This window comes from Microbacterium sp. Bi128, assembly GCF_918698205.1.
Genome location: NZ_CAKKMM010000864.1, coordinates 1 through 2169, shown reverse-complemented (window position 1 = coordinate 2169; position 2169 = coordinate 1). Strand labels below are relative to the sequence as shown.

Sequence of the window (2169 nt, the reverse complement as noted above, 5' to 3'; positions counted from 1 at the left end):
GGGCGGGGCGGTGATCTCCGCGCCGAGGCGCGACGGGTGGTCCTCCAGCCTACCGGGCGCGCGGGCGCGGACCCGGCGCGATCACTGCCGGGCAAGTGTGGCGCCGCGACGGTGCGATGCCGCGGGGAACACGAAAGGCCCGGGAGGACCCGGGCCTTTCGTTGTGCTGGAGCCGCCTAAGGGAATCGAACCCTTGACCTATTCATTACGAGTGAATCGCTCTGCCGTCTGAGCTAAGGCGGCGCGCTCCGCTGACGCGTGCACGATCAACGATCTTACATGCTCAGCGGGTCGGCTGACGAATCGGGGCCGGCGCTCAGTAGTCCCCGGTGGCGGAGCGATCGGCGAGGATGTCGCGGCTGGACGACAGGCCCAGGCGGGTCGCGCCGGCCGCGATCATCTCTTCGGCCGCGGCGCGCGTCCGAATGCCGCCGGATGCCTTGACCTCGGCGCGGTCGCCAACGGTGCGCTTCATCAGCGCGACGGCGTGGACGCTCGCCCCGCCGGCGGGGTGGAAACCGGTAGAGGTCTTGACGAAGTCGGCACCGGCGGCGACGGCGGCCTCGCACACGGCGACGATCGCGTCGTCGGAGAGTGCTGCCGACTCGATGATGACCTTGAGCACGGTCGGAGCGGGGACCGCGGTGCGCACCGCGCGGATCTCGGCCTCGACGACTTCGTAACGGCCCTCGACGGCGGCACCGATGTCGATGACCATGTCGATCTCGTGAGCACCCTGCGCGACCGACAGGGCTGCTTCGGCGGCCTTGACCTCGGCGTGATGCTTGCCGCTGGGGAATCCGCACACGACGGCGATCTTGAGCCCCGCGGGCACCTCGACGGGGAGGAACGAGGGCGACAGGCACACGCTGTAGGTGCCCAGCTCCGCTGCGTCGGCGATGGTGCGCTCGACGTCGGCGCGAGTGGCCTCGGGCTTGAGCAGCGTGTGGTCGATGTAGGGGGCCAGATCGGCGGTGGTCATGAATGCTCCTTCGGGCGGGGACGACGACAAGCCTACGTTCCGGGGACGCCGCGGCGCTCGGGGGTCGTCGGGCGACGCGAGCGGATGCGGCAACCGTGGCGCGGCGCGGAGAGGGTCAGCCGCAGCGCAATCCGTTCTCGGGGACGACGCCGTCGACGAGGTAGGCGTCCACGGCATCCGTGACGCACGCGTTGCCCTTGTTGTACCCGAGGTGTCCCTCGCCGACGTTGGTGACGAGGACGCCCTGTGCGAGCTGGGACGCGAGGCTCTGCGCTCCGTCGTACGGGGTCGCGGGGTCGCCGGTCGTTCCGACCACCACGATCGGCGGGGAGCCGGGCGCGGTGATCGGCTCGCGCGTGCCGGTGGGCGGAGTCGGCCAGGCGGCGCAGGGATCTCCTCCCCCGGCCCAGTAGGGGGCGACCACGGGGGCTTCGGCGTCGAGCTTCTGCTGCAACGCCGCGACGTCGGCATCCGTCCCCTCGTCGGGGTAGTCCATGCAGTTGTAGGCGACGAACGCCTCCATGGTGTTGCCGTCGTAACGATCGCCCGTGCGCCCGTTGTAGAAGTCGGCGAGCTGGAAGGCGACATCGGCGCTGCCGTCTCGCACACCCGAGAGCGCCGAGCGCAAGTAGGGCCAGCTGTCTTCGCTGTACAGCGCGGCGGTGATCGCGGTCATGAGCGAGTCGCCGCCGAGCCGCCGCCCGTCGGTGGCGGTGAGGGGACGCGCGTCGACGCGAGCCAGCATGGCCGCGAGGTCGGACATCGCGTCGTCGACGCTGCCGGCGAACGCACATTCGTCGGTGCGCAGGCAGTCGGCCATGAACGCGCGGAGCGACTGCTCGAACCCGACCGCCTGCCGCAGCGAGGTGTCGGTACCCGAGACGCTGGGGTCGATCCCGCCGTCGAGCACCATGCGGCCGACGCGTTCGGGGAACAGCCCCGCGTAGGTCGCCCCGAGGAACGTGCCGTAGGAGTACCCGAGGTAGTTCAGCTTCGGGTCACCGAGCACCGCCCTGAGCACGTCCATGTCGCGGGCGGCGTTGTCGGTGGTGATGAAGGGCAGGATGCCGTCGCTGCGCTGCTGGCATGCCTGGGCGAAATCGGCGGCGCGCTTGTCGAGCGCGGCCTGTCGTTCGTCGCTCCCGCGGGCGCCCGGCGGGATGTCGTACAGGTAGGCGTCGAGCTGC

General features: G+C 70.8%; 2 protein-coding genes and 1 tRNA gene. All 3 read right to left on the bottom strand.

Annotated elements, in window-relative coordinates:
* Positions 1-167: 167 nt before the first annotated feature.
* A tRNA-Thr gene (locus tag LQV45_RS27345) sits at positions 168-243 on the bottom strand.
* A gap of 73 nt (positions 244-316) precedes the next feature.
* The gene (deoC, locus tag LQV45_RS27340) at positions 317-982 is read right to left on the bottom strand and encodes a deoxyribose-phosphate aldolase (protein ID WP_230009945.1); all 666 of its coding nucleotides are present in this window, start codon (positions 980-982) and stop codon (positions 317-319) included.
* Between the two features lie 115 nt (positions 983-1097).
* Positions 1098-2169 (bottom strand): alpha/beta hydrolase (locus LQV45_RS27335; RefSeq protein WP_230009944.1); only part of this gene is annotated, 1072 nt, incomplete at its 5' end.

What these genes read in the sequence shown, in the direction of transcription:
- deoC (WP_230009945.1), bottom strand. Translation starts at nt 982, where the DNA reads ATGACCACCGCCGATCTGGCCCCCTACATCGACCACACGCTGCTCAAG.